Raw genomic sequence first — 25,932 nt, 5'->3', positions numbered from 1 at the left:
GGGAGCTCCCTGATGCCGATGTCGTGGGGGACGTCACCGGCGAGGGGACCGCACCGGTGCCCGGGTGAAGTTAGGCATCAATCGCACGGCAGTCAAGAACATGCCCAATATCAGTGGGGTCCGTCCTCCGTGATCCGCTGGAGAAGGGCGTGCAGCGTCTCCCGCTCGGCCGCGTCGAGCGGGCCCAGCAGTTCCCCGGTCACGCGCTGGCCCGCCTCGTCGGTGTCGCGGAGGAAGGCGCGGCCGTTCCCGGTCAGGGCGACGAGCCGGCTGCGGCGGTCGTCGGGGGACGGGCGGCGTTCGGCGAAGCCGAGCCTCTCCAGGTCGTCGACGAGACCGACGATCGCGCTCGGGTCGTATCCGAGCGAGGTGCTCAGCTCGCGCTGCAGCGCACCCGTGGAGGTGGCCAGGAAGCGGAGTACCGCGTAGTGGCGCAGCCGTAGCCCCGACTCCTGGAGGAAGGTGTTGAACAGCTGTCCGGAGCGCAGGCCCAGCCGGTACAGCAGGTAGCCGGTGTCCGCGTGCAGGCCGCGCATCCAGGGCTCGTGCGCGTCGATCGGGGCGGGGTTCTGGATGTCCTGCTGGCCGGCGATGGCGGGCTCCCTCGTCGAGGCCCCGGGCGGGGCGGTTCCATGTGCTGATTCCAGCATGGCGCACGCATCTGACAGCAACAACTATTGACGTCAACAATGATTGCTCTTAGCATCAATCTCAAGCAGTCGTTCCGCGTCGTCGTCTTGTGAAGGGACCCCCCTCGTGCCCAGCATCGATCTGACCGGCAAGGTCGCCGTCGTCACCGGCAGCGGCCGTGGCCTCGGCCTCGCCTACGCGCACGCTCTCGCCGCCGCCGGCGCCTCCGTGGTCGTCAACGACGTCGACGAGAACGTGGCCGAGCAGGCCGTGAAGTCCATCACCGCGGCGGGCGGCACCGCCGTGGCCGAGGTGGTCCCGGTCGGCACGACGGAGGCCGCCGAGCGGCTCGTGAACCGCGCGGTGGAGGAGTTCGGGCGGCTCGACATCCTGGTCACCAACGCGGGCATCCTGCGCGACAAGGTGCTGTGGAAGATGACCGACGACGACTTCGACGCGGTGATCACCACCCATCTCAAGGGCACCTTCACCTGCGCCCGCGCCGCCGCCGTACGCATGCGCGAGCAGGGTGAGGGCGGCACGCTGATCCTGGTCGGCTCCCCGGCCGGCCAGCGCGGCAACTTCGGGCAGACGAACTACGCCGCCGCCAAGGCAGGCATCGCCGCCTTCGCCCGCACCTGGTCGATGGAGCTGGGCCGGGCGAACATCACCGTCAACGCGATCGTGCCGGTGGCCGCGACCGCCATGACCGAGACGATCCCCGCCTTCGCCCCGTACGTCGAGGCGCTGAAGAACGGCGAGCCGTTCCCGGCCTTCCTGCGCAAGGGCGAGGGCTTCGGCACCCCCGAGGACTGCGCCGCCCTCGTCCCCTTCCTCGCCTCCGAGGCCGCCCGGGGCATCACCGGCCAGGCCATCGGCATCGGCGGCGACAAGGTGGCACTCTGGTCGCATCCGCAGGAGATCAGGACGGCGTACGCGGACGGCGGCTGGACCCCCGAGGCCCTGGCCGACGCCTGGCCCACCTCGGTCGGCGCCGAGCTCCAGTCGGTGGGCATCCCCGCCCCCAAGTTCCCGGAGGCGTAACCATGGCGCACCTCAACGTCGAGGAACTCGTCGCGATCGACGTCCACACCCACGCCGAGATCTCCTCCAAGGGCACCTCGTCCCTGGCCGACGACCTCCACGACGCCTCGTCGGCCTACTTCAAGGTCGAGGGCAAGCGGAAGCCGACCCTGGAGGAGACCGCCGCGTACTACCGCGAGCGGAAGATGGCCGCCGTCATCTTCACGGTGGACGCCGAGTCCGCGACCGGCACCGCGCCCGTCCCCAACGAGGAGGTCGCCGAGGCCGCTGCGGCCAACCCGGACGTGCTGATCCCCTTCGCGTCCATCGACCCCTTCCGGGGCCGGGCGGGCGTGAAGCAGGCCCGCCGGCTGGTCGAGGAGTACGGGGTCAGGGGCTTCAAGTTCCACCCCAGCATCCAGGGCTTCTTCCCCAACGACCGCTCGGTCGCGTACGAGCTGTACGAGGTGATCGAGGAGACCGGCACGATCGCCCTCTTCCACACCGGCCAGACCGGCATCGGCGCGGGAGTCCCCGGCGGCGGCGGGATCCGGCTCAAGTACTCGAACCCGCTGCACATCGACGACGTGTCCGCGGACTTCCCGGAGATGAAGATCATCCTGGCGCATCCGTCGTTCCCCTGGCAGGACGAGGCCCTCGCCGTCGCCACGCACAAACCGGGTGTGCACATCGACCTGTCCGGCTGGTCGCCGAAGTACTTCCCGCCGCAGCTGGTGCAGTACGCCAACACCCTGCTCAAGGACAAGGTCCTCTTCGGCTCGGACTACCCGGTGCTCACCCCCGACCGCTGGCTCGCCGACTTCGAGAAGCTGCCGATCAAGGACGAGGTCAGGCCGAAGATCCTCAAGGAGAACGCGGCCCGGCTGCTCGGACTCACGAAGCCCTGAATCCGTAACCCATGTCTCCTAACCCGTAACTCGTAGAGGGGCGCAACGATGCGCAACGAGGGACTGGGGTCTTGGCCCGCCCGCCGGGCCCGCAAGACCCCCCAACGCACCGCCCTGATCCACGGTGACACCACGATCACCTACGCACGGCTGTACGAGCGCACCACCCGGCTCGCGCACGCCCTGCGCGCCCGGGGTGTGCGCCGCGGTGACCGGATCGCCTATCTCGGCCCGAACCATCCCTCCTACCTGGAGACCCTGTTCGCGGCGGGCACGCTCGGCGCGGTCTTCGTGCCGCTCAACACCCGCCTCGCCGGCCCGGAGATCGCCTACCAGCTCGCCGACTCCGGCACCAAGGCCCTCGTCTACGGCCCCTCGCACGCCGGCCTCGTCGCCGGACTGCCCGGAAACACGGACGTGCGCGCGTACGTCGAGGTCGGCGCCGAGTACGAGGAGGCGCTCGCCGGTGCCTCCGCCGAACCCGTCGACGCGCCGGTCACCGCCGACGACACCTGCATCATCATGTACACCTCGGGCACGACCGGCCGCCCCAAGGGCGCCATGCTCACGCACGGCAACCTCACCTGGAACGCCGTCAACGTCCTCGTCGACCAGGACGTCATCACCGACGAACGCGCCCTGGTCTCCGCCCCGTTGTTCCACACGGCCGGGCTGAACATGCTCACCCTGCCCGTGCTGCTCAAGGGCGGACTGTGCGTCCTGGTCGAGTCCTTCGTCCCGGAGGCCACCTTCGACCTGATCGAACAGCACCGGATCACCTTCATGTTCGGGGTGCCGACCATGTTCGACCAGGTGGCCAGACACCCGCGCTGGGCCGACGCCGACCTGTCGTCGCTGCGCATGCTCTCCTGCGGCGGCTCACCCGTGCCGACCCCGCTCATCGCCGCGTTCCAGGAACGCGGGCTCACCTTCCTCCAGGGCTACGGCATGACCGAGGCATCGCCCGGCACCCTCTTCCTGGACGCCGAGCACGCGGTCAGCAAGGCCGGCTCGGCGGGCGTACCGCACTTCTTCAGCGACGTACGGGTGGTACGGCCCGACCTGACCCCGGCCGAGGTCGGCGAGCCCGGCGAGATCGTGGTCCGCGGGCCGCACGTCATGCCGGGTTACTGGGGACTGCCCGAGGAGACGGCCGCCTCCTTCACGGACGGCTGGTTCCGCAGCGGGGACGCCGCCCGGATCGACGAGGACGGGTACGTCTTCGTCGTCGACCGCATCAAGGACATGATCATCTCGGGTGGGGAGAACATCTACCCCGCCGAGATCGAGGACCTGCTCCTGGGCCACCCCGACATCGTCGAGTGCGCGGTCATCGGCGTCGCCGACGAGAAGTGGGGCGAGGTGCCGCGCGCGGTCGTCGTGCCCCGCGAGGGCGCGGCCCTGGACGCGGACGAGGTGCTGGCCTCGCTGTCCGGGCGGCTCGCCAAGTACAAGATCCCGAAGTCGGTCGTCATCGCGGACGAACTCCCGCGCACCGCCTCCGGAAAGCTCCTCAAGGCCCGGGTGCGCAAGGTCTTCGGCGCGGGCTCGTAGACCGCACCGGGCCCGCCCCCTCCATCAGCCATCAGCTCGACTCCCAGTTAAGGAACGCGACATGAGCATCACGGTCAACGGCATCGACGAACTCAAGAAGCTCGCCGGCAGCGACCTCGGCACCAGTGAGTGGATCGAGGTCACGCAGGAGCGCATCAACACCTTCGCCGACGCGACCGGCGACCACCAGTGGATCCACGTGGACCCGGAGAAGGCCGCCGAGGGCCCCTTCGGCGCCCCGATCGCCCACGGATACCTCACCCTCTCCCTCTTCATCCCGCTCTTCACCGAGCTGCTGGACGTCCAGGGCGTCACCACGAAGGTCAACTACGGCCTCAACAAGGTGCGTTTCCCCTCGCCCGTGAAGGCCGGCTTGAAGATCCGCCTGGTCGGCAGGCTGGCCGACGTCGAGGACGTGCCGGGCGGGGTGCAGATCACCGTCGACGGCACGATCGAGATCGAGGGCGCCCCGAAGCCGGCGGCGGTGCTGCAGAGCCTGTCCCGCTTCTACGCCTGATCCCTCCGCTCCGGCTGGTCCTCACGCACGGGCACGAGGTCGAGAAGGCGTTCCGAGGCCTCCCGGGCGAGCGGTGCGAGCCGTTCGTGCATCGCCCGGAACGTCTTCTCGGCCCGTTCCGCCGGCCAGTCGTCCGGGAGGTGCACGAACGGGAGGCGCGGATCTCGGCAGATGACGCCCAGCCACTCGGCCTGCATGACGAGGCGCAGCGAGAGGGCGTCGTCCACCGCCGGCAGCTCGCTCTCCCAGGGCTGCCACCGTCGCGCGAACGCCCGGTAGCGCGCGGCCAGTTCGGACAGTTCCCAGCTCTCCTCGATCATCGCGCCGATCTCCATGCCCGCGTCGGCGCGCGCCCGGAACACCTTCACATGGGCAGACAGACCGAGTTCGGCCACCGGGGCGGAGACATCGGCCTCGCCCGGCGCGATCCACAGGCCGTTGAACAGCGGGCCGAACCCGCTCCACGTCAACTGCGAGCGCAGATCGTGGCGTTGGCGCTGCCAGGACTCCGGGAGCGAGAAGCCCAGCAGGGTCCAGGTGCCGTCCCAGTGCCGGTTGACCGCGCCCGTGTGCCAGACACGCCGCTCCCCGTCCGCCGGCACGGCCGCCGAACGTCCGGTCAGCCCGAAGTGCATCCGGCGGCCCGCGCGCTGACGGCGCAGCAGACCGCGGCTCACCATCCGGGTCAGCGTCGAACGGGTCGCCTGCTCGCCGACGCCCGCCCGCGTGAACACGTCGATGACACTGCCCGAGGACACACGGACGCCACGCCCGAGCACCTGGTCGCCCAGGAACGTCAGCATCAGGGACCGGGGCCGCGGCGACTCCTCGGTGGTCACGCGGCCCACGCTACGCCCCGGCGACCGGTCCGTCAGCCCGTGACCTGCTGGTACGAGTACACGGTGGTCGCCAGCGCGCAGATGCCCGGCTGGACGACCTGGGCGCGCAGGACGCCGGTGTTCGTGTCGTAGTCGACGCCCTCCGCCTCGTACGCCGTTCCCGTGCAGGTGCTGCGCTGCGGGAGGGCGAACAGGCTCGTGACACGGCCCGTGACCGTCCTGCCGTCCACCGCGCGGGCCAGGTCGACCTGGAGCAGCGGGCGGATCTCCGGGAACAGGGTGCCCGAGTCGTCGTCCGAGGCACACAGCAGCCGGGTCGCGGTGACGAAGTCGCAGCCCTGGATGTCCCGCACCGTCCGGTCCAGGGTGATCTGCCCGGCCTGCGCCAGCGTGCCGCCGGTGGCCGGCGTCGACGCGTTGAGGAGCGGGGCCGGGAACACCTGCAGACGGGACTGGTCGCCCCACTCGCCCGAGACCAGCCACTGGCCGTCGGGCGAGACGGTGGCGAAGGAGTTGTTCAGTTTCTCGCCGGAGTCGAGCTGGTGCACGTACTGATAGCGCTGCCCGGCCGGGGTGGTGACCGCGAACATCTTGGACGTGGCCGTGTCCGGGCCCTGGTAGGCGTCGAACACGTACCCGTTCGCGATGTCCGGGTCACCGATGTGGTTCCAGCCGGCGATGCGCAGGTCCAGCGGGATCGAGGTGAGGCCGCGGTACAGGAGCGTGCCGTCCGCGCGGGAGGCCAGCCCCTGACCGCTGCCGAGGGAGTCGACCTGGGTCGCGCCGGTCTCCGTCCACTGTGCGTCGGCGGCGGAGGCTGCTCCACCGCCGCCGAGCGAGAGCGCTCCGGCAAGGCCCAAGAGCGCGGTCAGGGACAGGAGTTGACGCTTCATCAGTCAGCCACCCAGGACGTCGACGAATACCGGGTTGGAATAGAACCACGTATCGGCCCACGGGTCACCGTTTCCGGGCTCGTGGGTGATCGGACCGTGCGGGTCGACCGAGGCGCCGAGGTATCCGGCACCGTGCCGGTTGCCGTCGCTGCCCCGCAGCCGGACGTAGAAGGACTCGTCACCGACGGTCAGCGGCACGCGCAGGGTGTACGTTCCCGTGCGCCCCGTCACGTCCTTCGACTTCACGACCCTCGTGTCCGGCGCCTTCCAGGTGTCCCGGTCGGCGACCGGGCCGCGCACCGCGCCCCGGATCACGTCGACGTGCGCCAACTCGGGCAGGATTCCCTGCGGGTTGAGGCGGGAGGCGCTGGTCACGGTGATGTTCAGCGTGAGCTTCTCGCCCCTGCGGACGCGGAGCCGGCCCCCCAGCGTGACACCCCGGCCGGCGTCGCAGTCACGCGTCAGCCGTACGTCGAGCCCGTCCAGCAGATGGCCGTGGTCCAGCCAGACCCGGCCCGCGCGCATGCCCGCCATCACCGCGCGGTAGCCGTAGCCGGTGACGCCCACGTGGGTGCGGCTGAACTGGCCGGGCCAGAAGTCGCTGCCGGGCTGCGGGGTGTCGGTGTTCACCGGGTCGGGCAGCTTGCCGGTGTTGTCGAAGTTCTGCCCGACCGGCCAGTCGCCGTTCTTCCAGGTGTCGAAGACGATCCGGTGCGCGTCGGAGTTCGTGGTGATCGAGAACAGGCTGCCTTCGGCCAGCATCGAGTCCCACAGACCGCCGACCGTCGCGGTCGCCCAGTCGAAACCGCCGTACGTCAGATACCCGTCCGCCGGATAGCCCGCCCAGGACTGCGCGGACGGCTTGTTCTCGTACTCGCCGCGGATCGAGGTGGCCCCGCGCCAGCCGGGAATGGCCGCGCCCTGGGCGCCGGGCGCGCCCTCCATCCCGATCATGATCTCCGGCGCCGCGTCCCGCCAGTTGCGCATCTCGTGCGGGGAGTCGATGCCCAGGCGCATCGGGTGGTTGGCGAGGACCAGCACGTCGTCGACGTATCCGGTGCGGCGCTGCTCGGCCAGCCACTTGATCGCCTTGACCGCGTGTGCCTCGTTGCGGGCGGTGTCGGCGGCACCCGCCGAGCCCTCCGTGTAGCCGAGGAGCTTGCCGTCGTAGGCACTCTCGAACTTCGTGAGCAGGTCGACCTCGTGCTTGCCGGGCGGGGAGAAGACCGTGCAGTGCTCGGCGCCCGGGATGTACCACTCCAGGCCCTGGAAGATCAGCTGACGCGGGTTCTCCTTCCGCGCCTTGAGGATCTCGGCGTGCTCCAGCGGTGCCCCGAACTGGGCGTGCCCGAAGTTGGAGTGCTCGGTGAACACCATCCAGTCGAGGCCGAACTTCTCGCCCGCAGAGGCCAGTTGGGAGAACGTGTACTTGGCGTCGTGGCTGTAGACGGTGTGGATGTGATGGTCGCCGACGAGGTAGGCGAGGCGCGGGTCGCTGCCGCCGAGCCGACGGGGAGTGGCAGCGGCGGCGGGTGTCGCCAGTGACCCGGCGGCGAAGGCGGCGCCGAAGAGGCCTGCCCGGTGCAGGAGTTGACGCCGGGACACGCCCTGCGCGTCCAGGCCGGCGGGGGAGACGGTGGGGTCGGCCCAGGCAGGCAGCTGTTGCTCGGTCATGGTCTTTGGGTCCCTTGGGATCTGGTGGGATCTGGAGAGGTGTGGAGTCCACGAGGCTTGGCGGAGCCTGACGGTGTGTGTCGGTGGTGTGTGTCGGTGGTGGATCAGTGGTTCATGAACGCGCTGACGGGCAGTGCCCGTTCGACGATCCGTACGTCGCCGAGGCGGCCGTGCAGGATCTGGTCGATCTTCCCCGCGTACTCGTAGCCGCCGAGCAGCCAGGGCAGCCCGACCGAGGTGATGCCGGTCGAGGTCGCCGTCGGGTTGCGGACGACCGGGCAGCCCTGGACGTACAGCGTGGTGTGCCTGCCGTCGTTGACGACCGCGAGGTGCCACCAGGTCTCCAGCGGTGTCTCCTGGCCCCAGTTGGTGGCGATGCCCTGCTGGTTGAGGGGCCGCATGGCCCACTGGGGCTCGCGGTCGTTGGAGAGGGACAGCGTGGCGAGCGGCTCGTCCGGGTCGTCGCCGGTCCTGCCCGCGGCGCCGCCCGTACCGGTGCGGCTGACCACTCCGGCCCAGGCGTGGTGCGAGGGGTCCCAGTCGGCGGGCAGCCGGTAGAACGCCTCGATGGTGTAACCGGACTCGAACGTGGCCGAGTTGAGGGGCGCGCCGTCTACCGTGCGCAGATAGGCGCCCTTGAGCGGCGACTTGAAGCCGTTGAAGTCCAGGCTGCCGTGGCCGGGCTGGTCCGGGTGGTGGTCGCTCGACCAGTTGAGCGTGGCGCCCCCGACCGACACCGGCGTCAGATCGTTGCCGCGGCCGGACCGGTCACGGACCGTGCCCGTGAGGGCGGCGCCGTCCGTCTGTCCGTCGAAGCGCCAGTACGCCACCGTGCCCGGGATCACCATCTTCGAGGCCGGGCGGGCAGGGCGTGCGGGCACCGGGGCGAAGCCGGCGAAACGCTCCGCGAAGTCGATGTCGACGGAGAACCGGTCGGCCTCGCCGCTGAGCTCGATCTCCTGCCGCTCCAGCTCGTTGAGCCCCTTCGCGGCCCGGCCGAGGATCCACGGGGAGACCGTCTCCACGTCGATGGTGTTCCGGTCGAGGTCGAAACGGTAGAGGCGGATCATCGCCGCGCCGCCGAAGTACCGGTTCTGATAGTTCGTCAGGTGCAGCTCGACGTCATGTCCCGCCGCGTTCTTGCGCGTCGCGCGGCCGGCGGGCCAGTAGTGCCCGTTGAGGGTGAGGAAGATCTGGTCGTGGTCGGCGATCAGCTTGTCCCACAGCTGCTGCCCGTAGTCGGACAGGGAGCCGTCCTCGACGACCAGTTCGTGCGTCGTGAGGATCACCGGCAGGGCCGGGTGCTTCGCCAGGACGTCCTTCGCCCACGCGTAACCCTTGTCCGACAGCCGCCAGTCCAGCGCGAGGACCAGCCACTCCCGCCCGGCCGCCTTGAACACGTGGAAGGTGTTGTAGCCGTCGGCCGACGCCCCGCCGAAGGTCTTCTTCCCCTTGAACCGCGCCGGCCCGAACACGTCGAGGTACGGGGAGGCGCCCCGCTGGTCGGTGGTGGAGGACCTCACGTCGTGGTTGCCCGCGAGGACGCTGTAGCCGACGCCCCGCCGGTCCAGCAGCCGGAACGCCTCGCCGATCGCGGCGACCTCCGGTGCGGCGCCGTTCTGGGTGAGGTCGCCCAGATGGGACAGGAACACGATGTTCTCGTCCCGTCCGTGCTCCAGCAGATACCGCAGGGACGCCTCGACGGGCGCCTTGTCGATGCTCGGCCCGTCGAAGAGGTACTGGGTGTCGGGCATCACGGCGAGCGTGAACCGGCGGCTCTCGGTGTCGGGCCGCCACGACGAACGCGCCCTGTCGGTCACGGCTTCGGCGGCCGTCGGCAGGGCGACGGACGTGGTCGCCGCCGCCCCGATCAGCGCGGTCGCCCGCAGGAAGGTACGCCGTCCGGCGCCCGCCTGGGGTGCTTCCAGGGCAGGCTCGTGCCCGGACTCGTGCGAGGTGCACACAACTGACTCCGTAAGAGGTTCTGTGAGGTGAGAGGAGGTGTGTGGGGGGAGCTAGAGCGTGCGGAGAGTCCAGGCCCAGCGGTGGGTGCCCGGCTGCAGGAGATAGGAGGGGAAGGTGTCGGGGCCGCACGACGCCGTGCCGAGCCCGCGGTGTGCCGCGTCGATGTGGACCACGCAGCCGGGCCGCGCCGTCAGCTGGTCGTGGTGCGTGGCGGCGGCCAGCTCCTCGGCGCGGAACCGGGTCACGGAGACCTGGCGCGGCCGGTCCAGCACGACCGAGAGACCGGTGGCGTCCGGCGCCGACAGCCTGAACCGTCGTACACCGTGCCGTCCGCCGCTCTCCTGCGGTCGCAGATAGGGGGTGAACAGGGAGTCCACGGGGGCCGAGTGATGCCCGACGGGCGCTCCGGCGGCGCGGTCCGGATAGGACTCCCAGGGGCCCTGCCCGAACCACTCCAGCAGGTCGAGCCCGGACACCGTCTCGAACACGGAACCGACCCGGGCCACATCGGCGTAGGCGTCCGGCAGCTCGACGCCCTCCTCGACGCGGATGCCGCCCTGGACGGGGGTGAACACCTGCTCGTGGCGGATCACACCGGCGTTCGCCGCGTACTCGGCGAGCACGGTCACCTGCCCGCCGTCGCGCCGCACGTCGACGGCCTTGCGTACGAGGGTGTCGAGGCCCCAGTCCTGCCAGCGGGCCGCCATGCCGCCCAGCTCGTCGTTGTCGGTCGGTGCCCGCCACAGGGACAGCACGGGCGCCGACGTCAGCAGTGGGTGGACCAGCAGCCCGTCCGCGTCGACCTTGACGCGCGGTCCCGCGACCACGGTCTCCGGCACCTCGGGCGCGGCCCGCAGCAGCAGCTGGGGCACGCAGATCTCGGTGCCGCGCGGCGCCCACGGCTCGTCACCGGCCGTCGTCACCCGCAGGGTCACCCAGGCCTCGCCGCCGTCCGCCGGCAGCTCGAAGGGCAGCGGCACGGCAGCCGTCTCACCAGGGCGCAGATCCGGCAGTTCGGCGGGCGCGGTCAGGGTGCGGCCGTCCGCGAGCGTCAGTTCCCAGGTGGCCGTGAGCCAGTCCAGGCCCCGGAAGCTCTGGTGGTTGGCGACGACGAGCCCCTCGTGCCGGAAGGCCTCCAGGCGCACCGGGGCCGCGATCTCCCGGTGCTCGAACATGACGGGCTTGGGCGTGCGGTCGGGGAAGACGACACCGTCGGCGATGAAGGCGCCGTCGTGGATCGTCTCGCCGAAGTCGCCGCCGTACGCCCAGCGCAGGCCGGGGGCGGCGACACCGTTGTCATGGAGCCCGGCGCCCGCGCGTCCGAGAGGTCTGCCGCTGTTCACGCACTGGAGAATGCCGTGGTCCCAGAACTCCCAGATGAACCCGCCCTGAAGTCCCGGAGTTGACTCGATGGCGGCCCAGTGGTCGGCGAGCGTGCCGTTGCTGTTGCCCATGGCGTGCGAGTACTCGCACTGGATGAGCGGCTTGGTCTGCCTGCCGGACAGGGCGTGCGCGACACAGTCCTCCAGCGGCGCGTACATCGGGCAGGCGATGTCGGAGGCGACCGCCGGATCGGCCCAGCCGAGCTTGGCCGCGCCCTCGTACTGGAGCGGCCGGGTCGGGTCGTGCCGGCGCAGCCAGCCCGCCGCCGCGTCGTGGTTGGCGCCGTAGTCGGACTCGTTGCCCAGCGACCAGATGATGACCGACGGGTGGTTCTTGTCCCGCAGGACCATCCGCGAGACCCGGTCCACGAAGGCGTTCAGATAGCGCGGATCGTCCGCGATCTCGTGCGCGTGGTCGTGCGACTCGATGTCCGCCTCGTCGACCACGTAGAAACCGAGCTCGTCCGCGAGGTCGTACAGCGTCGGGTCGTTCGGATAGTGGGCGGTGCGGATCGCGTTGAACCCGAACCGCTTGAGCAGGACGAGATCGGCGCGCATGTCGTCGTACGACACGGTCCGCCCGGTCAGCGGATGGAAGTCGTGCCGGTTGACGCCCCGGACGTATATCCGCTCCCCGTTGACCAGCAGGTCCCGGCCGACGATCTCGACGTCCCGGAAACCGATCCGCCGCTGAGAGGTGTCGGCGACCGTTCCGTCGGCGCGGTGCAGCCGGACGGTCAGGTCGTACAGCTCGGGCGTCTCGGCGTTCCAGGTGCGTACGTCGGACACGCGCACCCCCAGCCGGGGCTCGCCCAGGAAGTCGGAGACGCGGTCGTCCTCGGCGTTGGAGCGGTCGAACTCGGCGTCCTGGAGGAGGAGGTGACCGTCGATCTCACCGGTGACGTACCAGCCCGCGGGCAGCGCGCCGCCCGCGTCCCGCACCCGGCAGTCGACGCGCAGCTCACCGGAGGCCGGTGCCCGCACGGTGACGTCCGCGAGGTGCAGCGGGTCCGTCGCGTACAGCAGCACCGAGCGGGTGATGCCGCCGTGCCACCACTGGTCCTGGTCCTCGATGTGGGTGGCGTCGGACCACTTGACGACCGTCAGCCGCACGGTCGCCGGGCGGCCCGGCCACACGACGTCGGACAGGTCGAACTCGGCCGCCAGATGGGAGTCCTTGGAGATGCCGACCGGCCGTCCGTCCACGTGCACGAGCAGCACGCTCTCGGCGGCGCCGACCTGGAGCACGATCCGCCGGCCCGCCCACTCGGCCGGAACGTCGAACTCGCGCTCGTACACACCCGTCGGGTTGGCGTCCGGCGACGCGGGCGGGAAGTCGCCCCACGGCATCCGGACGTTGGTGTACCAGGGCAGGTCGTCGGTGTCCTGGAGGGTCCAGGCGCCGGGCACTCGGGCCGTGGACCAGTCGTCGCCCACGGGGGCGGTGGGGTGGGGGAGGAGCTGGAAGCGCCAGTCGCCGTCGAGGGAGAGGGCGCCGCAACGCCGGTCGACGGCGTTCATGGGCAGCCGCCCCCAGGAGGTCACCTCGGGTGACTCCCAGGGGCGCAGGGCGAGCAGGGGATCGCTCGTCATCCGCGGACGGCTCCTTTCGCGAGGTCGCCGATGATCTGCTTGGCACCGATCGCGAACACGATCAGCAGCGGGATGAGGGCGAGCAGCGCGCCGGTCATGACGATGCCGTAGTCGGTGGTGCCGTGGGTGCCGTTGAGCTGGGACAACGCGACCTGGAGGGTCACGTTGTCGGGGTTGGTGAGGGAGATCAGGGGCCAGGCGAAGTCGTTCCACTGGCCCATGAAGGTGAAGATGCCGAGGAAGGCGAGACCGGGGCGGACCACCGGCAGCGCCACGTGCCAGTACTGGCGCAGGAAGTTCGCGCCGTCGAGCTTGGAGGCGTCGAGCAACTCGTCGTGGATGGCCGTCTTCATGTACTGGCGCATCCAGAAGATGCCGAAGGCGTTGGCCGCGGCCGGCACGATCAGCGCGGTCATCGAGCCGATCCAGCCGATCTTCGCCATGACGACGAACTGCGGGATGACCGACAGCTGCGCCGGGACCATGAAGATCACCATGAGCAGCCCGAACAGCAGCCCCTTGCCGGGGAACTCGAACTTGGCGAAGACGAACGCCGCGAGGGAGTCGAAGAGCAGGACCAGGAAGGTCACCGACGTCGCGACCAGCAGCGAGTTCCACATCGACCCGAAGAAGTCGATGGCGTCGAAGAGATTGCGGACGTTCTCCAGGAAGTGCGTGCCCGGCAGCAGCTTCGGCGGGTACGAGAAGATCTCCGACGAGCTGTGCGTCGACATGATGACGGCCCAGTAGAACGGGAAGGCCGAGATCAGCGTGCCGACGATCAGCGGCAGGTGCAGCGCGAGCCCTCTGCGGCGGGACCCCTTGATGGATGCCATTTTGCGGGCCCTTCCTAGTCGCCCCGGCGCTGCACGAGGCGCCAGTTGATGATCGAGAAGAGGACGACGACGAGGAAGATGCCCCACGCCACCGCGGCTCCGTACCCGAAGTCGTTGTTGTCGAAGGTCTGCTGGAAGAAGTAGAGGACCATCGTCTGGCCCGAGTGGCCCGGACCGCCCGCGAAGGTCGAGTCGTTGGACGAGGTCTGGAGCAGGACCTGTGGTTCGGAGAAGCTCTGCAGGCCCGTGACCGTCGAGACGACGAGCACGAACAGCAGCGTGGGCCGCAGCAGCGGCAGCGTGATCCGGAAGAAGGTCTGGAAGGGGTTGGCGCCGTCCACCCGCGCCGCCTCGTACAGTTCGCTCGGGATGGTCTGGAGCCCGGCGAGGAAGATGATCGCGTTGTAGCCGGTCCACTGCCAGGTCATCAGCGCCGCGATGGTGACCTTGATGCCCCACGGGGTGTTCAGCCAGGCCACCTGGTCGATCCCCACCCCGTGCAGGACGGCGTTCACCACGCCGTTGTTGGTGGAGAAGATCGAGCCGAAGACGATCGCGATGGCGACGACCGAGGTGACGTTCGGCAGGAAGTAGGCGACGCGGTACAGGCTCTTGAAGCGGACCGCGGAGTTGAGCATCACGGCCGTGACCATCGCCAGCAGGATCATCGGGAAGGTGGCCAGCGCCCAGATGATGATCGTGTTGCCGATCGAGTTCCAGAAGTCGCTGTCGGTCAGCAGGTACCGGTACTGCGAGAGCCCGGCCCACTCCATCGAGCCGAGGCCGTCCCAGCGGTGGAACGACAGGTAGAGCGAGAAGCCGACCGGGAACAGGCCGAATCCGAGGAAGATCAGGTAGAAGGGCGAGATCGCGGCGTAGAGGTGCCAGTACTTGCGCCACCCCTTCTTCGGCCCGGTCGGCGAGAGCCGCGGCGCCACAGCCGGAGGGGACTGCTCGATGACGGCCATCAGTAGCTCACCCCCAGGTGCTTCGCGATACGACGGCACTTGCTCATGGCGTCACTCCAGGCTTTCCCGGGGTCCTTGCCGAGGACGCCGACGTTCTTGATCTCGTCCTTGATGGGTGTCCCGAGCGCGATGTCGTACGGGCTGTTGTAGGCGACCACGATCTTCTGCGCGGCGGGCCCGAAGACGTCCGTGGTGACCTGGCCGCCGAAGAAGGGGTCGGCCTCCCGGAGCTGCTTGAGGTCGTAGGAGGCGGGCGTGGAGGGGAAGAGACCCGCGTCGACGTAACCCTGGGCCTGGTTGGCCGCGTTGAGGATCCAGGTGATGATCTGGAAGGCCTGCTCGGGCTCCCGGCACGCCTTGGTGATCGACAGGAACGAGCCGCCGTTGTTGGCCGGCCGTACCGGCATGTCGGCGATCCGCCACCGGCCCTTGGTCTTCGGCACGCCGTTCTTGATGTCGAAGCTGGCCCAGGAGGCGCCCAGTTGGCTGGGCAGTTTGCCGTCCTGGATGGCCGACAGCTGGTCCGGGGTGCCGTTCACCAGGTCCGAGACGATCTTCCGCTGCTTGGCCTCCACGGCGAGGGCCCAGGCCTGGCGCACATGCTCCTGGTCGCCGATGAAGTGGCGGTCCTTGTCGACGTACCGCTTCGCGCCCTGCTGGACGACGTTCTCGAAGACGGAGTTGACGTCGGTCAGCAGCCTGGCCCCCGGGACGCGCTTGCCGAGCTGCACGCCCGCGTCGAAGAACCGCTCCCAGGTGTTCAGCTCCTTCGACACGTCGTCGGGCTCGTACGGCAGCCCCGCCCTGCGGAAGATCTCGTACTGGTAGTAGTGGGCGACCGGCCCGCAGTCGATCGGGAAGCCGACCATCGTGCCGTCGTCGGCGATGCCCTGGTCCCACTTCCAGGACAGGTACTGGCTCCGGTACTTCTCCGCGCCCAGCGTCCGCAGATCGATGAACTGGTCCGCGTTCGGCAGGTAGGCGGCCATGTCCTCGCCCTTGAGCCCCGCGATGTCGGGGACGTGGGCCTGGCCGGTGATCGTGGTGATGAGCTTGGAGCGGTACTGGCCGCCGATCTGGATGGCCCGGAGGTCCACCGAGCTGTCGTAACGCGCCTTGGCGTTCTTGACGACGGTGTCGCTCAGACCGCCGCTCCAGTACCACAGGACCATGTTGCGCCCGGTGGAGCCGGTCGGAACGGCGCAGCCGCTCGCCAGGCCCCCGAGCGTCGTGGCGGCCGTGCCGGCCAGGCCCGCGCGCAGGAGGCCTCTTCGTGAGAGCTGCACAGCTCCCACCGCCTTTCGGATCTGTTCGGTGCGTAAAAGTGCGTAAGGGCGTGAGTGAGTAAGGGGGGAAGGGGGGGTGAAGTCAGGGTGTGACAGGCGCGAAGCGCACCGGCGGGCCGGGATCGGCCGGCAGCCGGTCGGCCAGGAAGCCGTAGGCGCGCCGCAGTGCGGGGTCGTCGAGCGTGTGCCACCAGCGGTGTATGTGGTACCAGCCGGGCGCGGCCAGCGCCCCGCCGCGCTCCCGCACGGACAGGGAGGCGGCCAGTACGGCGAACCGCAGCCGTTCCTCCAGCGGCCAGCCGCCGAGCGAGGCGGCGACGAAGCTGGCGCCGAACACGTCACCGGCGCCCGTCGAGTCGACGACGTCCACGGGGAGGGCCGGGACGTCCGCGTACTCGCCGGTCGTCTGGTCCACGGCGACCGCGCCGTCGCCGCCCCGGGTGACGACGGCCACCGGCACGAGCTCGCTGAGCGTGCCCAGCGCCGCGATCGCGGTGTCCGTGCGGGTGTACGCCATCGCCTCGGTCTCGTTGGGCAGGAAGGCGTGGCACAGGGCGAGCTGGTCGAGCAGGTCGGCGGACCACACCTGGGTGGGGTCCCAGCCGACGTCCGCGTAGATGTGCGTGCCGTTGGCCGCCGCCTTGGCCAGCCACCGGTGGGGCTCGGCCTCCAGGTGCACGAGGGCGGTGCGCGCCTCGGGCGGGTCCCCCAGCAGGGTGTCCTGGGAGTACGGGGGCGGCTGCCCGTGGGTGATCAGGGCGCGGTCGCCGTCGTAGGCGAGCGAGACGGTGACGGGGGTGTGCCAGTCGTCCGCGGTGCGCGAGAGCGAGAGGTCGACGCCCTCCTGTCCGGCGAGGACGTCGCGGCAGTGGGTGCCGTACGCGTCGTCCCCGAAGACCGTGGCCAGGGAGGTCCTCAGACCGTACCGGGCGGCGGCCACGGCGAGGTTCGCGATCCCGCCGGGGCTGGTGCCCATCCCCGACGTCCAGATCTCCTCGCCGGGCGTCGGGGGCTTGCCCAGGCCGGTGAGGACGAGGTCGAAGAAGAGCAGCCCGGTCAGCAGGACATCGGGCCGTTCGTCGTCCACGCGCGCATCCTCTCGTCAAAACTCGTCAGTTTGATGAGTTTGATGACCGGAATCGTGCGCGTCTTCGGAAGATTTGGCAAGAGTCGAGCAGAACCAAGCATAGAAATGATTGAAGATGACGAGTACTGTTCACCGCGTGCTGGCAGAACGACGACATCAACTCATCCTGCGGGCCCTGCGTTCAGGGGGCCCCGCGGCCGTGACCGATCTCTCCGAGCAGTTGGGCGTGAGCCCCGCCACCGTCCGGCGCGACCTGGTCAGACTGGAGGAGGAGGGCCTGCTCACACGTGTACACGGCGGCGCCGTGGTGGAGGAGGGCGACCAGCCCTTCGCCGAGGTCGCCGAGGTGCGCGTCGCCGAGAAGGACGCGATAGCCGCCAAGGCCGCCTCACTCGTCGAGGACGGCTCCTCCGTGCTGCTCGACATCGGCACCACCGCCTACCGGCTGGCCCGGCAGCTGCACGGCCGCCGCCTCACCGTGATCACCAGCAACCTGGTGGTCTTCGAGGAGCTGGTGGACGACGAGGGCATCGAACTGGTGCTCCTGGGCGGCATGGTCCGGCGCGAGTACCGCTCCCTGGTCGGTTTCCTCACCGAGGACAACCTGCGCCAGCTGCACGCCGACTGGCTCTTCCTGGGCACCAGCGGCATCCGGCCCGGCGGTCAGGTGATGGACACCACGGTGGTCGAGGTGCCGGTCAAGCGCGCCATGATCAAGGCCGCCGACCGGGTCGTGCTGCTCGCCGACCGGGCCAAGTTCCCCGGTACGGGCATGGCGAAGGTCTGCGGTCCCGAGGACCTGGACATGGTGGTGACGAACGCGCCGGTGGACCCGGCGACGCAGTCCTCTCTGCAGGAGGCCGGGGTGCAGGTCATCACGGCAGGAAAGGTGCAACCTTGAAGCTGACGATTCTGGGCGGCGGCGGATTCCGCGTCCCGCTCGTGTACGGGGCCCTTCTGGGCGACCACGCCGAGGGCCGGGTGACCCGCGTCGTCCTGCACGACCTCGACGCGGGCCGCCTCTCGGCGGTCACCCGGGTCCTGGCCGAGCAGGCGGCGGGGGTGCCCGACGCCCCCGCGGTGAGCGCCACGACCGACCTCGACGAGGCACTCACCGGCGCCGACTTCGTCTTCTCCGCGATCCGCGTCGGCGGCCTGGAGGGCAGGGCGAACGACGAGAAGGTGGCGCTGGACGAGGGCGTACTCGGCCAGGAGACGGTCGGCGCGGGCGGCATCGCCTACGGCCTGCGCACGGTCCCGGTGGCCGAGGACATCGCACGGCGCGTCGCGCGGGTCGCCCCCGACGCCTGGGTCATCAACTTCACCAACCCGGCCGGTCTGGTCACCGAGGCCATGTCCCGCCACCTCGGCGACCGCGTCATCGGCATCTGCGACTCCCCGGTGGGCCTCGGCCGCCGGATCGCCCGGGTGCTCGGCGCCGACCCCGGTGAGGCGTGGATCGACTACGTCGGCCTCAACCACCTGGGCTGGGTGCGCGGGCTGCGCGTCAACGGCCGCGACGAACTCCCGCGGCTGCTCGCCGACCCCGACCTCCTCGGCTCCTTCGAGGAGGGCAAGCTCTTCGGCACCGACTGGCTCCAGTCCCTGGGCGCCATCCCGAACGAGTACCTGCACTACTACTACTTCAACCGCGAGGCCGTACGCGCCTACAGCGAGGCCGAGAAGACCCGCGGCGCCTTCCTGCGCGACCAGCAGGCCGGCTTCTACGACGAGATGAAGCGGCCGGACGCCGCCGCCCTCACCGCCTGGGACCGCACCCGCGCCGAGCGCGAGGCGACCTACATGGCCGAGGCCCGCGAGACGGCGGGCGCGGGCGAACGCGACGCCGACGACCTGTCCGGGGGCTACGAGAAGGTCGCCCTCGCCCTGATGCGGGCCATCGCCCGCGACGAGCGCACCACCCTGATCCTCAATGTCCGGAACCGCGGGACGCTCTCGGTGCTCGACGCCGAGGCCGTCATCGAGGTGCCCTGCCTGGTCGACGCCAACGGCGCCCACCCCGTCACCGTCGACCCGCTGCCCGACCACGCCTCCGGCCTGGTCTGCTCGGTCAAGGCCGTCGAACGCGAGGTGCTCGCCGCCGCCGAGTCCGGCTCCCGTACGACGGCGGTCAAGGCGTTCGCGCTGCACCCGCTCGTCGACTCCGTGAACGTGGCCCGCAGACTGGTCGACGGGTACACCGCGGTCCACCCCGGTCTGGCGTACCTTAAGTAAGCGCTTTCCCTCTTGTTTCAGGTCTGGTCAGGTCCGGTCTGCTCAGGTCCGGTCTGCTTCATATCTGGTCTGCTCGAATCTGGTCTGGAGACTTCTCATGCACGACGAACGCCGGCGGATCGAGGAGCGCGTCCAGCGCCTCCACGACCAGCGGATCAAGGCGGCGATCTACGCCGCCACGGTTCCCTTCGAGGTCGAGGCCTGGCAGGCGCCGGGCGAGCCGGTCTCCTTCGAGGAGGCGGCGGCGGCGTCCTACACGCCCTTCGCCATGGACACCCTCTGGGGCCCGCCCTGGGGCACCACCTGGTTCCGGATGCGCGGCCGGGTGCCCGCCGAGTGGGCCGGCCGGCGCGTCGAGGCGGTCATCGACCTCGGCTTCGTCGGCGACTGGCCCGGCAACCAGGCCGAAGCCCTGGTCCACCTCACCGACGGCACCCCGCTGAAGGCGGTCAACCCGCTCAACCAGTACGTGCCGGTCGCCAACCCGGCCGCGGGCGGCGAGGAGATCGACTACCTCGTCGAGGCGGCCTCCAACCCGGACATCCTCGCCGCGAACTTCTCCAGGATCACCCCCATGGGTGACATCCTCACCGCCGGCGACAAGCCGCTCTACACCTTCCAGCGCGCCGACCTCGCCATCCTCGACGAGGAGGTCTTCCACCTCGACCTCGACGTCCAGGTACTGCGCGAGCTGATGCTGGAGCTGGGCGAGCACGACCCGCGCCGCCACGAGATCACCCACGCCCTGGACCGCGCCCTCGACCTGCTCGACCTGGACGACGTGGCCGGTTCGGCGGCGGCCGTACGGGCGGCCCTGGCGCCCACGCTGGCCAAGCCGGCCAACGCCAGCGCCCACAAGATCTCGGGCGTCGGCCACGCGCACATCGACTCGGCGTGGCTGTGGCCGATCCGCGAGACCAAGCGCAAGACCTCCCGCACCTTCTCCAACGTGACCTCGCTGGCCGACGAGTACGAGGACTTCGTCTTCGCCTGCTCGCAGGCCCAGCAGTACGAGTGGGTGCGCGACAACTACCCCAAGGTGTGGGCCCGCATCCAGGAGTCGGTGAAGAAGGGCCAGTGGGCGCCGGTCGGCGGCATGTGGGTCGAGGCCGACGGCAACCTGCCCGGCGGCGAGGCGATGGCCCGCCAGCTCATCCACGGCAAGCGGTTCTTCATCGAGCACTTCGGCGTCGAGACCAAGGGCGTGTGGCTGCCGGACTCCTTCGGCTACACCGCGGCCTACCCGCAGCTCGCCAAGCTCGCCGGCAACGACTGGTTCCTCACCCAGAAGATCTCCTGGAACCAGACCAACAAGTTCCCCCACCACACCTTCTGGTGGGAGGGCATCGACGGCACCCGCATCTTCACGCACTTCCCGCCGGTCGACACCTACAACGCCCGCTTCAGCGGCGAGGAGATGTCCCGCGCGACGCGCAACTACCAGGAGAAGGGCGTCGCGAACCGCTCGCTGGCCCCCTTCGGCTGGGGTGACGGCGGCGGCGGCCCCACCCGCGAGATCATGGAACGCGCGCGCAGGCTCGCCGACCTGGAGGGCTCGGCCACCGTCGAGATCGAGCACCCCGACGAGTTCTTCGCCAAGGCCCGCGAGGAGTACCCCGACGCACCGGTGTGGGTCGGCGAGCTGTACCTGGAGCTGCACCGCGCCACCTACACCTCCCAGGCCCGCACCAAGCAGGGCAACCGGCGCAGCGAACACCGGCTGCGCGAGGCCGAGTTGTGGGCGACCACGGCCGCACTGCACGCGCCGGGCTACGCGTACCCGTACGACCACCTCGACCGCCTCTGGAAGACGGTCCTGCTCCACCAGTTCCACGACATCCTGCCGGGCTCGTCCATCGCCTGGGTGCACCGCGAGGCGGAGGCCGAATACGCCCGCGTGGCCGAGGAGTTGGAGACGATCACCGCCGAGGCGGTGGCCGCGCTCGGCGGCGGCGAGTCCCGCGCCTTCAACACCAGCCCGTACGACCGCGCCGAGGTCGTCCGCACCTCGACGGGCGTCCCCATGTACGTGGAGGTCCCGGCGAGCGGCAGCGCCCCGCTGGCCGTCGCGGAACCCCCGCGGCCGGTGACGGTGACGGAGGGCCGGATCCTCGACAACGGCCTCGTACGCGTCGAGTTGGCGGCGGACGGCACGCTGGCCTCGGTCCGCGACCTGAAGGCGAACCGCGAAGTCCTGGCGGACAAGGGCAACTTGCTGCGCCTGCACACCGACCTCCCGAACTACTGGGACGCCTGGGACATCGACAAGCACTACCAGAACCGCTACACGGACCTGCTGGAGACGTCCTCCGTGACGGTGGCCGACGAGGACCCGCTCCTCGGCGCCATCCGGGTGGAGCGCGACTTCGGCAAGGGCTCGAAGATCGTCCAGACGATCACCGTCCGGGCCGGCAGCCCCCGGATCGACTTCGAGACGGAGATCGACTGGCACGAGGCCGAGAAGATCCTCAAGGCGGCCTTCCCGGTGGACGTCCGCGCGGCGCACTCCAGCGCGGAGATCCAGTTCGGCCACGTCCAGCGGCCCACGCACACCAACACCACCTGGGAGTCGGCCCGCTTCGAGGTCTCCGGCCACCGCTGGGTGCACATCGCCGAGCCCGGCTACGGCGTCGCCGTCCTCAACGACTCGACGTACGGCCACGACGTCTCCCGCACGGTCCGCGAGGACGGCGGTACGACGACCACGGTCCGGCTGTCGCTGGTGCGCGCCCCGCGCATCCCCGACCCCGGCGCGGACCAGGGCAAGCACCGCTTCACGTACTCGCTGCTGCCCGGCGCGAGCATCGAGGACGCGGTCGCCGAGGGCTACTCCCTCAACCTGCCGCTGCGTGTCGCGGACGCCGCGGGCGCCCCGGAGCCGGTGGTGTGGGCGGACGGCGACGGTGTGACGATCGAGGCGGTGAAGCTCGCCGACGACGCGTCCGGCGATGTCGTCGTCCGCCTCTACGAGTCGCGCGGTGGCCGGGCGGAGGGCGCGCTGTGCACCGGGTTCCCGCTGGCGGGCGCCAGGATCACCGACCTGCTGGAGCGTCCGCTGTCCGAGGCGCAGACGGACGGTGACTCGGTGCCGGTGACGCTGCGGCCGTTCGAGGTGCAGACGCTGCGGTTGACGCGCGGCTGACGTACGGCTCACGCAGGGAAACGGGGCCCGGCCGGTAGGCCGGGCCCCGTTTCCGTTCCTCGGCTCAGCCGGTGAAGCCGGCCGTGATCGAGGTGAACTGCCAGGTGCTCTGGCTGATGCCCGAGCAGTTGCTGACCACTCCGCCGCCGGGGCACGGCCGGTCACGGTTGACCGCCCAGTAGGCGAGGCGGGCGATGTGGTGGGAGTTGGACCAGTCGCGGATCTGCGTCCAGGTCGTGGGGCTGGTCAGTTCCTGCTGGTCGGACAGGCCGTTCATGCCGGAGATGCCGATGTGGGCGTACGCCGTGGCGTCGTCCCAGCCGAACGTGGACCGCAGTTTCGTCTTCAGCCCCTCCGTCGCGTTCACCGTGCTGGTGTACATGTCGGCGCCGCCGCCGAAGTCGAACGGCATGATCGTGAACACGTCGATGTTGGCGCCCAGGGCCGACGCGCGCTCGATGAGGCGGCTGCCCCAGTAGGTCGGGCCGGTGGTCGACGTACCGAAGGTCAGGATCGTGCGCAGACCGGGATTGTTCGCCTTGACGATCTTCAGGGCGCCCAGGACGCGGTCCTGCACCACCTCGTTCTCGAACTCGTCCGAGTTCTCGATGTCGACGTCGATCGCCTTGAGCCCGTACGCGTCGATCACCTTCTGGTAGGCGCCCGCGAGCGCCTCGGGCGTCGAGCAGTTCGGGCCCAGTTTGTTGCCGCTCCAGCCGCCGATCGACGGGACGATGTCACCGCCCGCCGCACGGATGGAGTCGATGACGCTCTGGTCGCCGCCGCCGGTCAGCGCGCGGGTGCCGTCCCAGGCCGGGTTGCAGCCGCCGGAGGACAGGATGAACGCCATCGTGAACCACTTCACGCCCGTCGCGCTCATCACCGAGGTCGCGCTCGGCGGGTCGCCCCAGCCGAGGTAGAGGTAGGGCGCCGCCTGCTTGAAGCCGGTGGTGCCACTGCCCGCGTCCGTCGTGACGCTCACGGAGTTGGAGGCAGCCGAGACGTTGCCCGCCGCGTCCCGGGCCTTCACGGAGAAGGAGTACGCGGTGCTCGGCGCGAGCCCGCTCACCGTGGCCGACGTGCCGGAGACGCTCAGCACCTGGCTCGCGCCCCGGTAGACGTCGTACGCCGTGACGCCGACGTTGTCCGACGCGGCGTTCCAGGCCAGGGAGACCGTCGAGGAGGTCTTGGCGGTGGAGCGGAGGGTGCCGGGCGCGGTCGGCGCCTGGGTGTCCGAGCCGCCGCCGCCCGGGCCGTCCAGGCTGATGTCGTCGGCCTGGTAGGCGCCCTGCCCGTACCAGCCGTGGGTGTAGACCGTGATGGTGGTCTGTGCGGCGCCCGTGGTGAAGGGGACGGAAAGCTGGGCGTACGCCGAGGGGGACGTCGTCCAGGTCGAGGGGCCGCCGTCGACGCCCAGGTAGACGTACGAGCCGCGCACCCAGCCGCTGAGCGTGTAGGCGGTGTTCGGGCGGACGGTGACGGTCTGGGAGCACTTGGCGTTGTCGCTCGAACTGGCAGCCCCCGCAAGGGACTTGGAGCCGCCGTGGACGGGGGAGGAGACGACCTGGCCGAGGTTGCCGGTGCAGGACCAGGGGGAGAGGGAGCCCGATTCGAAGCCGGGGTTGGACAGGATGTTGGCCGCCTGGGCCGTGCCGGGGAGGGCGACCGCCCCGGCCAGGGCCAGGGTGGCGGAGCCGAGCAGGGCGAGCAGCCGGTGTCTGGTGGTTGTGAAGCGCACGCGATCTCCCTGAAGCGATGGGGGTACCCGGGAGTGCAGGGATGCACGGAGGTGCAAAGGGGTGCGCAACAAAGTTGGTCTGGACCAGTCGGGCTGTCAAGATGCTCAGCGCCGATTGGTCCAGACCGATGTGAACGAGTCCGGCAGGAGGAGTGGGAGGGAGGTCCTTTACGCGGTGGCCGTCGCCGGGGCTCCCGCGGACGCCTCCGCCGCCGCTTCCGCGACCGGCTCCTCGACGGCTGCCGGCGCCGGTACGGCGGGCAGCGTGGACGTGTGCGCCGGGACCTCGTCCGCGGGTGCCGACACCGTGCGCACCGGGCGCGGCGCGGAGATCACCGCGTAGTCCTGGCCGAGGAACGGCGGCACCAGGTCGCCCGGGTCCTCGCCGAGCGCCAACTGCACTGCCGCCCAAGGGGCGTTGATGCCGCACAGGGAGAGCTGGTGCAGGCCGCCGGCCGGACGTGTGTTGACGTCCATCAGCACCGGCCGGTCCTCGTACATCCGGAACTGGATGTTGCTCAGGTGGTGCAGGCCGAAGCCCTCGGCGATGAGCCGCGCGGGCCGCAGCCAGGCCTCGTCGAGGGTGAAGCCGCGCCGCCGGCCGTTCTTGGTGCGGCCGATCGCCATCCGGATGCGCGAGTCGGGTCCGGTGAGGCAGTCCACCGACACCTCCGGCTGCTCCAGACGGGGCATCACCAGCCAGTCGACGTCCTCTTCGGTGTTCCGCAGTACGTCGAGAACCATGTCCAACTGGACGTAGGGGGTGGGGAAACCGTTGAGGTGCGACATGGAGAAGGGAGCGCGCGTGATCACGCGGAAGCCCACCCCGCCCGCGCCCGCCGCCGGCTTGAAGCACGCCTTGTGACCGTCGGCCTCCAACTGCTCGACGGCGACGAGGAGTTCGTCGGCGCTGCGCACCCGCCACCACGGCGGCACCGGAACACCGACCGCCTCGACGGCCTGGTACGCGGTCGCCTTGTCCTGGAAGACGGCCACCGCTTCGGGCGTCGGCGCGAGCAGCTTGGTGCCCACGGCCTCGAAGTCCGCGCGGTGCTCGACGATCGCGTCCTGGTGCAGACGCGGCACGAACACGTCGATCTCACGGCGGTCGCACTGGTCGAGCGCGTACTCCACGTACGCGGCGGGGGACAGGCCCTCGGGCTCCATGGCGGCGGTGTCGGCGGCGGCGAGGACGGGAGAGTCGGCGTCTCCGTGGGTGGCGTGGATCTCGACCGCGCGGTCGCTGGGATTTCTCCGCAGCTGTTCCATGAAGAACACGTTCTCCGCGTACGTGCGGTTGAGCCAGACGCGTACGCGAGAGACCATGCAGGGCCACCTTTCAAGGTTCACGGGCACGGCGGAGCAGGGCCGAGCCCGGCCAGGGGGGAATTGGGAACACGGCAAGCCACCCGGGTGCGAACCGGGTTTTTGGCGGAAGTGTTGAGGCGATCATAAGGCTCCGCGGACCCTGTTCCTGCTACGCGCGTGTTACGGAATTGACAGCAGTACCCCGTGTGTCGCCCCGTGCACCGCCAGTGGCCACCTGTAATGATCTTCGGCCCGCCCGGTGAGCTGCGCCGGGAGGGTTTCCGGGGGACGGGAAGCCGTACTTGTCCGGCTCTCGGGGATGTGTTCTTGTTGATCCGAACGTGCGCCCGCGGG

19 protein-coding genes are annotated in these 25,932 nt (G+C 70.2%); 7 read left to right on the top strand and 12 right to left on the bottom strand.

The features are described from left to right. Positions 1 to 110: 110 nt before the first annotated feature. Positions 111 to 650, bottom strand: coding sequence for a MarR family winged helix-turn-helix transcriptional regulator (locus OG595_RS06040; RefSeq protein WP_329268638.1), 540 nt, complete (start codon positions 648 to 650; stop codon positions 111 to 113). A 106-nt stretch (positions 651 to 756) separates the two neighbouring features. On the opposite strand from OG595_RS06040, the gene OG595_RS06035 reads away from it, so the two are divergent. The 4 genes from OG595_RS06035 to OG595_RS06020 all read left to right on the top strand — a co-directional run bounded on the left by OG595_RS06035 (position 757) and on the right by OG595_RS06020 (position 4,632). Next, a complete protein-coding gene (locus OG595_RS06035; protein ID WP_329268636.1) occupies positions 757 to 1,674 on the top strand; it encodes an SDR family oxidoreductase in 918 nt (305 codons plus the stop codon). Positions 1,675 to 1,676: 2 nt separating this feature from the next. Next, positions 1,677 to 2,561 carry an amidohydrolase family protein gene (locus OG595_RS06030; RefSeq protein WP_329268634.1) on the top strand — a complete coding sequence of 295 codons (885 nt, stop codon included), beginning with the start codon at positions 1,677 to 1,679 and terminating at the stop codon, positions 2,559 to 2,561. A 48-nt stretch (positions 2,562 to 2,609) separates the two neighbouring features. Then, positions 2,610 to 4,115: an acyl-CoA synthetase gene (locus tag OG595_RS06025; protein WP_329268632.1), complete on the top strand. Its 1,506-nt coding sequence runs from the start codon at positions 2,610 to 2,612 to the stop codon at positions 4,113 to 4,115. Between the two features lie 61 nt (positions 4,116 to 4,176). Beyond that, complete coding sequence (locus OG595_RS06020; protein WP_329268629.1) at positions 4,177 to 4,632, top strand: MaoC family dehydratase; 456 nt, start codon at positions 4,177 to 4,179, stop codon at positions 4,630 to 4,632. Here the strand turns inward: OG595_RS06020 and OG595_RS06015 are convergent. The 9 genes from OG595_RS06015 to OG595_RS05975 all read right to left on the bottom strand — a co-directional run bounded on the left by OG595_RS06015 (position 4,623) and on the right by OG595_RS05975 (position 17,155). Next, complete coding sequence (locus tag OG595_RS06015; protein WP_329268627.1) at positions 4,623 to 5,471, bottom strand: PaaX family transcriptional regulator; 849 nt, start codon at positions 5,469 to 5,471, stop codon at positions 4,623 to 4,625. The two genes, OG595_RS06020 and OG595_RS06015, sit on opposite strands and share 10 nt — an antisense overlap. 32 nt (positions 5,472 to 5,503) lie before the next feature. Continuing rightward, a complete protein-coding gene (locus OG595_RS06010) occupies positions 5,504 to 6,364 on the bottom strand; it encodes a hypothetical protein (protein WP_329268625.1) in 861 nt (286 codons plus the stop codon). A gap of 3 nt (positions 6,365 to 6,367) precedes the next feature. After that, entirely contained in the window at positions 6,368 to 8,038 is a 1,671-nt protein-coding gene (locus OG595_RS06005) for a PHP domain-containing protein (protein WP_329268622.1), read from the bottom strand. A 104-nt stretch (positions 8,039 to 8,142) separates the two neighbouring features. Beyond that, positions 8,143 to 10,002 (bottom strand): LamG-like jellyroll fold domain-containing protein, encoded by a 1,860-nt coding sequence (locus tag OG595_RS06000; RefSeq protein ID WP_329268619.1) that lies wholly within the window; start codon positions 10,000 to 10,002, stop codon positions 8,143 to 8,145. Between the two features lie 51 nt (positions 10,003 to 10,053). Then, a complete protein-coding gene (locus OG595_RS05995) occupies positions 10,054 to 12,978 on the bottom strand; it encodes a glycoside hydrolase family 2 TIM barrel-domain containing protein (RefSeq protein WP_329268617.1) in 2,925 nt (974 codons plus the stop codon). Next, positions 12,975 to 13,814 (bottom strand): carbohydrate ABC transporter permease, encoded by an 840-nt coding sequence (locus OG595_RS05990; protein ID WP_329268615.1) that lies wholly within the window; start codon positions 13,812 to 13,814, stop codon positions 12,975 to 12,977. The genes OG595_RS05995 and OG595_RS05990 overlap by 4 nt, the downstream gene beginning before the upstream one ends. A 14-nt stretch (positions 13,815 to 13,828) precedes the next feature. Beyond that, on the bottom strand, positions 13,829 to 14,782 hold the full coding sequence (locus OG595_RS05985) for a carbohydrate ABC transporter permease (RefSeq protein WP_329268613.1): 954 nt from the start codon (positions 14,780 to 14,782) through the stop codon (positions 13,829 to 13,831). Further along, a complete protein-coding gene (locus tag OG595_RS05980) occupies positions 14,782 to 16,068 on the bottom strand; it encodes an ABC transporter substrate-binding protein (protein WP_329268611.1) in 1,287 nt (428 codons plus the stop codon). Before OG595_RS05980 ends, OG595_RS05985 begins: the two co-directional genes overlap by 1 nt. An 82-nt stretch (positions 16,069 to 16,150) precedes the next feature. Continuing rightward, a complete protein-coding gene (locus OG595_RS05975; RefSeq protein ID WP_329268609.1) occupies positions 16,151 to 17,155 on the bottom strand; it encodes a carbohydrate kinase family protein in 1,005 nt (334 codons plus the stop codon). A 136-nt stretch (positions 17,156 to 17,291) separates the two neighbouring features. Here OG595_RS05975 and OG595_RS05970 point away from each other — a divergent pair, with 136 nt between their 5' ends. From OG595_RS05970 to OG595_RS05960, 3 genes are all read left to right on the top strand, one after another. Then, positions 17,292 to 18,056 carry a DeoR/GlpR family DNA-binding transcription regulator gene (locus OG595_RS05970; protein ID WP_329268606.1) on the top strand — a complete coding sequence of 255 codons (765 nt, stop codon included), beginning with the start codon at positions 17,292 to 17,294 and terminating at the stop codon, positions 18,054 to 18,056. After that, positions 18,053 to 19,390, top strand: a complete 1,338-nt coding sequence (locus tag OG595_RS05965) for a 6-phospho-beta-glucosidase (RefSeq protein ID WP_329268604.1) — start codon at positions 18,053 to 18,055, stop codon at positions 19,388 to 19,390. The genes OG595_RS05970 and OG595_RS05965 overlap by 4 nt, the downstream gene beginning before the upstream one ends. 97 nt (positions 19,391 to 19,487) lie before the next feature. Continuing rightward, positions 19,488 to 22,532 carry an alpha-mannosidase gene (locus OG595_RS05960; protein ID WP_329268602.1) on the top strand — a complete coding sequence of 1,015 codons (3,045 nt, stop codon included), beginning with the start codon at positions 19,488 to 19,490 and terminating at the stop codon, positions 22,530 to 22,532. 64 nt (positions 22,533 to 22,596) lie between these two features. On the opposite strand, the gene OG595_RS05955 is transcribed toward OG595_RS05960, so the two are convergent. Together OG595_RS05955 and OG595_RS05950 are read right to left on the bottom strand one after the other, a co-directional pair. Beyond that, positions 22,597 to 24,270: a carbohydrate binding domain-containing protein gene (locus OG595_RS05955; RefSeq protein ID WP_329268600.1), complete on the bottom strand. Its 1,674-nt coding sequence runs from the start codon at positions 24,268 to 24,270 to the stop codon at positions 22,597 to 22,599. Positions 24,271 to 24,438: 168 nt separating this feature from the next. Continuing rightward, entirely contained in the window at positions 24,439 to 25,596 is a 1,158-nt protein-coding gene (locus OG595_RS05950; RefSeq protein WP_329268598.1) for an ATP-grasp domain-containing protein, read from the bottom strand. Positions 25,597 to 25,932 lie beyond the last annotated feature (336 nt).

This window comes from Streptomyces sp. NBC_01451 (genome assembly GCF_036227485.1).
GTDB lineage: Bacteria > Actinomycetota > Actinomycetes > Streptomycetales > Streptomycetaceae > Streptomyces.
The sequence above is the reverse complement of the archived record's forward strand: the minus strand, read 5'-3'. Positions and strand labels throughout refer to the sequence as shown.

Bases quoted from the DNA above. Each gene is read 5' to 3' on its own strand.
- OG595_RS06040 (WP_329268638.1), bottom strand. From the start codon at position 650: ATGCTGGAATCAGCACATGGAACCGCCCCGCCCGGGGCCTCGACGAGG.
- OG595_RS06030 (WP_329268634.1), top strand. From the start codon at position 1,677: ATGGCGCACCTCAACGTCGAGGAACTCGTCGCGATCGACGTCCACACC.
- OG595_RS06025 (WP_329268632.1), top strand. From the start codon at position 2,610: ATGCGCAACGAGGGACTGGGGTCTTGGCCCGCCCGCCGGGCCCGCAAG.
- OG595_RS06020 (WP_329268629.1), top strand. From the start codon at position 4,177: ATGAGCATCACGGTCAACGGCATCGACGAACTCAAGAAGCTCGCCGGC.
- OG595_RS06010 (WP_329268625.1), bottom strand. From the start codon at position 6,364: ATGAAGCGTCAACTCCTGTCCCTGACCGCGCTCTTGGGCCTTGCCGGA.
- OG595_RS06005 (WP_329268622.1), bottom strand. From the start codon at position 8,038: ATGACCGAGCAACAGCTGCCTGCCTGGGCCGACCCCACCGTCTCCCCC.
- OG595_RS05995 (WP_329268617.1), bottom strand. From the start codon at position 12,978: ATGACGAGCGATCCCCTGCTCGCCCTGCGCCCCTGGGAGTCACCCGAG.
- OG595_RS05990 (WP_329268615.1), bottom strand. From the start codon at position 13,814: ATGGCATCCATCAAGGGGTCCCGCCGCAGAGGGCTCGCGCTGCACCTG.
- OG595_RS05985 (WP_329268613.1), bottom strand. From the start codon at position 14,782: ATGGCCGTCATCGAGCAGTCCCCTCCGGCTGTGGCGCCGCGGCTCTCG.
- OG595_RS05960 (WP_329268602.1), top strand. From the start codon at position 19,488: ATGCACGACGAACGCCGGCGGATCGAGGAGCGCGTCCAGCGCCTCCAC.
- OG595_RS05950 (WP_329268598.1), bottom strand. From the start codon at position 25,596: ATGGTCTCTCGCGTACGCGTCTGGCTCAACCGCACGTACGCGGAGAAC.